This window comes from Limnoraphis robusta CS-951 (assembly GCF_000972705.2).
Genome location: NZ_LATL02000214.1, coordinates 23,012 through 30,066, shown reverse-complemented (window position 1 = coordinate 30,066; position 7,055 = coordinate 23,012). Strand labels below are relative to the sequence as shown.

Here is a 7,055-nt window from a genome sequence, read left to right as displayed (position 1 = left end):
ATGTTTAATTCTCGAAGTTTTGCGGCTAGTTTTTCTTTTTGTTGTCGTTCAATTTCTAATTGTTGTTGTGCTGTTTGGGCGGCTTCTTCGGGTGTGGGAACTAATACGCCTTCGGGAGTAAAAAACCTCAATTTATGTTCATAAATTCCGATAAAAAGTTGTAGCTGTTGACTCCAAAGCCATCCCTGTTCGTTGGCGTGAATGTCTTGATATTTGCCATCAACTAAATGAAAACCCTGGAATTCTAAGGTATCTGGAGAAAACCAAAAATAGTCGGGTGTTCGGAATATTTCTTGATAGATTTGTTTCTTTTCGGTGCGATCTGTTTTTGCGGTTGAATTGGATAAGAGTTCTATAATAACATGAGGATATTTTCCGTTTTCTTCCCAAACCACCCAACTTTTTCTGGGTTTGCGTTCGGTGTTCAAGACAACAAAAAAATCGGGTCCTCGGAAGTATTCAGATTTCTTTTGATTCGGACTATAATAAATGGTAAGATTGCCCGCAGCAAAATAATCTTGTCTATCTTTCCACAGCCAATCTAAACATTTTAGCAGTAACAACAGTTGTTGTAGATGTAGATAACTTTCCAAGGGTAGCTCCTGACTTTCTAAGTCACTAGGGGGATATTCTATTTCTTCAAATTCTTGTTGGGAACGTTCCAAGTCTTGAGCTATTGTCATGGTGTTCTCCAGTGTCATCCCTTACGTTTATTTGTTTAATTTTTATCATAGCTTATTTTTGTAAATTTAGGGGCGCTGCGGTTTGCACCCCTAATATTTAATTTAATCTAATCTAAACGTTTTTAAGGGTTTTTGCTGCTTCTAATAAATGTCGATGAACCGACTCAGAAGCCGCGACTAATAAACCGGGACGACTATAATTTTCACAGGTGTTTAAAGGAGGGGGAGAACTTCCATCATGGGTAGTAACAATACATCCTGCTTCTTGGGCTAAAAATGCCAATGCAGCCCCATCTATAAATTTACCGGACCGAAGCACTGTTCCGCAAACACAACCGCTTAAAATTCCATTGTGGTTGGGAATTTGTGTTTCTAAACTGTAATCATTTCCTACATCAATGACATCATAATTTTTCTGAAGTAAAGGTTTGAATTCACTCATTCCCCATCCGAGTAAAATGATCGGTTCGGGTGAGTTGAGTTGAACCGGAACACAAGCGTCTAAGTTGTCTTCGAGGGAACCTGTAAATGTTCCTTCGCCTCGCAGTGCATAATAATAGGTGTTTAATGTGGGAGAAATGGCTAACACGGCTTCAAATTCATCGCTGTTTAAAACTGTGAGAATGATTTGATAGTTGTTATGTCCGTCTAGATAAAATTTGGTTCCATCAATGGGATCGAGTGTNCCTCGCAGTGCATAATAATAGGTGTTTAATGTGGGAGAAATGGCTAACACGGCTTCAAATTCATCGCTGTTTAAAACTGTGAGAATGATTTGATAGTTGTTATGTCCGTCTAGATAAAATTTGGTTCCATCAATGGGATCGAGTGTGACTAAATAATCTCCTTTTTCTCCGAGTTCAATACTGCGAAAATATTTGGTATTTCCTGACAGTTCATGTTCTTCGCCATAAAACCGAATATTCGGAAAGGTTCCTAACAGTGCGACTTCAACTAAGGTTTGAATGGATAAGTCTGCATCGGTTAATGCTTCGGCGAAGAAGTTATCTCCGTCTTTGGCTGGAAGGGCGCGAATTAGGGGCTGAAGTTGACGCGCATAACCCGCAGCGACTCGCAGATAGGGAAGTAATGTTTCTAAAATTTGGCGAGGGGTAGGGGTAGGGTGAGACATGAGTTAAAAAAGATGCAGTTCAACTCTAGCAAAGCATTTTCTTTCCGTTCTGACAAGTCAAAATAGAGGGGTTCAGGAGTGGGGGGTTGATCAATATTATCTGTGAGAAGCATATATTTTGGATGAACCCGCCCCGACAAAATGGGTAATGAGTGATTGTTTTTCAGGGGTGATGGCTATTTTATGATAAAAATATAGAATCCCCTAAAATCTTTGATCAAACTGCTCGTGAAACTCCTGACGACTATCTTACTCTTGCTGTTGTTTTTGTTAACGTTTCCTCAAGCGTCTCAAGCGTCTATGTGTCGCACTGTGAATGAAAACAGGATTTGTATTTTGAGTATTAAGCGAAGTGCAAAATATCATTGGGAATATCGAGCGTCTGTGAGTATTAATGGCAAGCAAAAGCCGATGGAAATTTATAATTGTCGCAGACAGACTAAAATTGATGGGGAGGGAAAGACGAAACGGTTTGAGAAAAATGGAGCGGGTGAATTGATTTGTAGTTGGTTAGAAAAATCATAAAACAATGCGATCAGCAGGGTGTTGAGTCAGGGGCATAACCTTGGGAATCTCAGTAAGAATCTGGATTAATTTTAAATGACATCTGTTAAACTGGGTAATCGATGTTGTACAATGTTATTGTTTTCCAGACACAGGCTTGGAAACGAGAGGATTAGGCAAAAAATAGATCAAGTCATCTATACAATGAACCTCAAAAATCGATTCACAGGAAAATGATCTCGTAATTTTGGTAAACTCTGATCGATAGNAATCTCAGTAAGAATCTGGATTAATTTTAAATGACATCTGTTAAACTGGGTAATCGATGTTGTACAATGTTATTGTTTTCCAGACACAGGCTTGGAAACGAGAGGATTAGGCAAAAAATAGATCAAGTCATCTATACAATGAACCTCAAAAATCGATTCACAGGAAAATGATCTCGTAATTTTGGTAAACTCTGATCGATAGAAACTAAAACAAAGAGGATAGGGAATGGCGTCCATCTGCGAGTTACACCAACAACTGGTTAACAAGGAACGCTCGGCTGTAGAGATTGTTCAAGAAGCGTTAGACCGTATTGATCAGCTTGATTCAAAATTAAACAGCTTTTTATGTGTAACAGCAGATCGAGCGTTGCAGCAAGCTCAACAAGTCGATGCTAAAATAGCCGCAGGAGAAGAAATCGGCTTGCTGGCTGGAATTCCTATTGGCATCAAAGATAACCTCTGCACTCAGGGAATCACTACAACCTGTGCATCCAAGATTTTAGAGAATTTTGTCCCCCCCTACGAATCTACCGTGACGCAAAAGTTGGCGGAGGCGGGTGCAATTATGGTGGGGAAAACGAACTTAGATGAATTTGCGATGGGGAGTTCTACGGAAAACTCTGCCTATCAAGTTACCGCAAATCCTTGGGATTTACAACGGGTTCCGGGCGGTTCTTCGGGCGGTTCTGCGGCGGCGGTGGCGGCGGATGAATGCGTTGTGGCGTTGGGTTCGGATACAGGCGGTTCTATTCGTCAACCTGCTTCTTTTTGTGGCATTGTCGGGATGAAACCCACTTATGGGTTGGTATCTCGTTATGGTTTGGTGGCTTATGCGTCTTCTTTGGATCAAATTGGCCCTTTAGCCCGAACTGTTGAAGATGCGGCGATTTTATTACAGGCGATCGCAGGTTATGATGCAAAAGATGCTACGAGTCTCAATGTTCAAATCCCAGATTATGTAGCCGCCCTCAGACCAACGCTGAAACCCAAAAGTCGCATCAAAATTGGTGTGATCAAGGAAACCTTTGGAGAAGGGTTAGACCCTGTTGTGGAAAAAGCGGTGACGACGGCGGTAGAAACGTTGCAGGAATTGGGTGCCGAAATTCAGGTGGTTTCTTGTCCTCGTTTTCGTTATGGTTTACCCACTTATTATATTATTGCCCCGTCAGAAGCCTCTGCAAACTTGGCGCGTTACGATGGGGTNAAAGCGGTGACGACGGCGGTAGAAACGTTGCAGGAATTGGGTGCCGAAATTCAGGTGGTTTCTTGTCCTCGTTTTCGTTATGGTTTACCCACTTATTATATTATTGCCCCGTCAGAAGCCTCTGCAAACTTGGCGCGTTACGATGGGGTGAAATATGGTTTTCGCAGTTCGGATGCCGAGAATTTGATTGATATGTACTGTAAAACCCGTGCCGAAGGGTTTGGGGCGGAAGTCAAACGGCGGATTATGGTGGGAACCTATACGCTGTCGGCGGGGTATTATGATGCCTATTATCTCAAAGCCCAAAAAGTCCGAACGCTGATTAAACAGGACTTTGAACGAGCGTTTTCTCAGGTTGAGGTGTTGGTTTGTCCGACTGCTCCGACAACAGCTTTTAAAGCGGGAGAAAAAACGGCTGATCCCCTGAGTATGTATTTATCAGATTTAATGACCATTCCGGTGAATTTGGCGGGTTTACCTGCTGTTAGCATCCCTTGTGGGTTTGATGAACAAGGACTTCCGATTGGGATGCAGTTAATTGGTAAGGTGTTGGGTGAGGCGAGACTGTTTGAAGTGGCTCATGCTTATGAACAGGCGACGGCTTGGCATAGACGCAAACCTCAGCTTAAATAAATATCACGGGAATCACTCTATTGGGTGATGTCACTGTTATCGGATAGTCGGTACATTATAAAGTAAATCCAAAACATGATGACGACCTGAGAATAGCTTAGATGCCTTGCCTTGGCTCTGAGCTATTTTTTTGTAGGGGTGGATTAAATTGATTTGGCAATTTAACCGTTACCCCTATCATTTTAATGGGTGACGGTGATTAATTTCCCATAAAATCTGAACGAACAGTGACTTGATTCCCCCAAGTAATCACTTTGTTCTGAAGCTTCCCGCAAGTAATTTCTTCACCGATTTCTGTGTAGATTTCGATCCAGTTCTCAAACTTTCCAGCCCCAGCAATTGCCATCGCTTCTAGAGCGTAAGTGGGCAAACCTGCGACAGAAACATGATAAATACAAACACAGCCAAAGCTTCCGGGTTGGGCGAAGTTTTCGCCGTAGAAGGCATAAGCTTCTCTGACGTTATCAGGAAGAACGATGGATGATTCTACAGAAGTTCCTAAATCTCCAACAAATACGAACTGCTGATCATCGTAATTTTTGAGAGCTTCATTAAAAAACTGTTGAACGGCTTCTACGTTAAATTCAGTTCCGACAATGGCTTTAAATCGTTCATCTGAACGAATATTGTCAAAATCTGAATCCGTTTTGGCTGACTTTTTGATTTCTGAATCTAAACTAATCGCTTTCTTTAAGTTGTCCAGAGCCAGTTCTACTTTATTTTGTAAGCTATAACAGCAAGCTTTACTATAAAAGATTAACCCATTCTTCGGTGTATATTCTAGGGCTTTATCATTACTTTTTATCGCTTCATCATAGTTTTTAGAACAGTACAGAGCATATCNCGCTTTCTTTAAGTTGTCCAGAGCCAGTTCTACTTTATTTTGTAAGCTATAACAGCAAGCTTTACTATAAAAGATTAACCCATTCTTCGGTGTATATTCTAGGGCTTTATCATTACTTTTTATCGCTTCATCATAGTTTTTAGAACAGTACAGAGCATATCCTCGATTACACCAATTTTGTGAGATATCTTTGATCACTTTATCATTCCATTCCAGAGCTTTTTCATACCATTCAACAGATTCTTCATATTTTTCGAGCTGTAATAGAGTGAGGGCTTTATTTTTCTGGGCTGTATGAGCATCATAGGGATTTTTTTGGATTTTCAATGCTTGGTCAAATATCGTCAAGGCTTCTTCATATCTTTCTAAACTTAAAAGAGCGCATCCTTTTGTATTCATTGCAACAAAATGGTCACTAAAGAATTCGGGTTGTTGTTGGATTGCTTGTTCGATTACCGCAAGTCCTTCTTGGGGATTACCAGCCTCCCAAACTAGAGCTATTCCTTGATCCATTAACTTCTTCGCTTCCATGATAGATTCGTTAGCTGATGTCATTTTATATCCTCTATTTCTACAAATTATGTACAGAATATCTTCACTCAAACTTGATGAATTTGAGGAGTTGGGTTGTATCGGTGGGTTGGGTTCGGGGTTTGATCAAAACTCGACCCGTCGATCAGCCTGATTAAATCTATTCCTACAGGGGTGACTGTAAACAGTTAACAGTGAAAAAAAACGGATTGCTGTAAAGACTGGTACAGATAATTTATGAATGATCCCTACGGTGACGGGTCATAGGTGATATCATGTCCGGATAATTAGTGATAAAAAACTTTCTCATAATCCTCCTCTTTCTTCTTCTTGATTTCCTCCTGACTCCTGACTCGGTGACTCCTGACTCCTCTGTCGTTTATTTATAACTGTTCAACCGGACATGATATGACTGATGACTTGGAGCGAATCAAAGATCACCCATTTAGGTGAATTCAACTCAGTATCGCTGACGATATATTGAATGTAACAACTGAGGAAGGAAATTGCAAGATGACAAATCCAACCTTAAACTCTCAACTTCAATCCTCGGTATAATCGAGATTGAAAACAATTTTTGCAACGCATCAAATCACTCGCAATGACTTACAAACGCTGATTCTTTTTATTAGAGGTTCTCAAGAATTACAAGCTGATGACCTGCATAAAATATATCAAAGGCTTTCACGATTTGACCGGGGGTAATTATGAACGATAAAAGCAGAAGTTCTTATTCAGTCTATGCCCAAATCATGCAATGGGAACGCGCAAAACGATTAGCAGAATATCAGGAAGAGGAGGAACTTGAACGCTTTCTGACNAAGGCTTTCACGATTTGACCGGGGGTAATTATGAACGATAAAAGCAGAAGTTCTTATTCAGTCTATGCCCAAATCATGCAATGGGAACGCGCAAAACGATTAGCAGAATATCAGGAAGAGGAGGAACTTGAACGCTTTCTGACGACATCAAAGCTCTCTCCTCCGGCTAAAAAAACGACAACTCTTTCTCGTATTTCTAAACCCAAATCATCATTAACTCCTGTTAAAAACACTTCTCAAGCTAAAATCTCGGCGGGAATTATCTTGATTTTGGGTTGGTTGATGGGAATAGTAACTTACTGGGGTTTTACTCTAGTTACGGCTAATTTTACCGCTCAAACTGAACAGGAAAGTTCGGTTTTATTGCAGAGTTCTTCTTTGATTCCTCGTCAATTTTTTCTCTAAATCGGTTAGGGGAATTCCGATAGAGACGT

General features: G+C 40.7%; 7 protein-coding genes and 1 pseudogene. 4 read left to right on the top strand and 4 right to left on the bottom strand.

The genetic code is table 11. The annotated features are described in order from the left end of the window. Together WN50_RS18225 and WN50_RS31480 are read right to left on the bottom strand one after the other, a co-directional pair. A partial coding sequence (locus WN50_RS18225) for a Uma2 family endonuclease (protein WP_049560138.1) occupies positions 1-683 on the bottom strand: 683 nt, incomplete at its 3' end. A 686-nt stretch (positions 684-1,369) separates the two neighbouring features. Beyond that, positions 1,370-1,815: inositol monophosphatase family protein (locus WN50_RS31480; RefSeq protein WP_281062893.1), on the bottom strand; the 446-nt coding region annotated here is incomplete at its 3' end. 213 nt (positions 1,816-2,028) lie between these two features. Here WN50_RS31480 and WN50_RS18215 point away from each other — a divergent pair. From WN50_RS18215 to WN50_RS36375, 3 genes and pseudogenes are all read left to right on the top strand, one after another. Then, complete coding sequence (locus WN50_RS18215) at positions 2,029-2,340, top strand: hypothetical protein (protein WP_235441020.1); 312 nt, start codon at positions 2,029-2,031, stop codon at positions 2,338-2,340. Between the two features lie 474 nt (positions 2,341-2,814). Beyond that, positions 2,815-3,791, top strand: a pseudogene (locus tag WN50_RS35415) (amidase family protein); the annotation flags it as partial. 1 nt (position 3,792) lies between these two features. Continuing rightward, the coding region (locus WN50_RS36375) for an amidase family protein (RefSeq protein WP_245397813.1) at positions 3,793-4,425 on the top strand (633 nt) is incomplete at its 5' end. Positions 4,426-4,624: 199 nt separating this feature from the next. Here the strand turns inward: WN50_RS36375 and WN50_RS37705 are convergent. Both WN50_RS37705 and WN50_RS36370 read right to left on the bottom strand, forming a co-directional pair. Next, positions 4,625-5,182: a TPR end-of-group domain-containing protein gene (locus WN50_RS37705; protein ID WP_425354824.1), complete on the bottom strand. Its 558-nt coding sequence runs from the start codon at positions 5,180-5,182 to the stop codon at positions 4,625-4,627. An 87-nt stretch (positions 5,183-5,269) separates the two neighbouring features. Beyond that, positions 5,270-5,824 (bottom strand): tetratricopeptide repeat protein (locus WN50_RS36370; RefSeq protein WP_235441019.1); only part of this gene is annotated, 555 nt, incomplete at its 3' end. Positions 5,825-6,651: 827 nt separating this feature from the next. On the opposite strand from WN50_RS36370, the gene WN50_RS18200 reads away from it, so the two are divergent. Then, positions 6,652-7,026 carry a hypothetical protein gene (locus WN50_RS18200; RefSeq protein WP_046278724.1) on the top strand — a complete coding sequence of 125 codons (375 nt, stop codon included), beginning with the start codon at positions 6,652-6,654 and terminating at the stop codon, positions 7,024-7,026. The last annotated feature ends 29 nt before the right edge of the window (positions 7,027-7,055 follow it).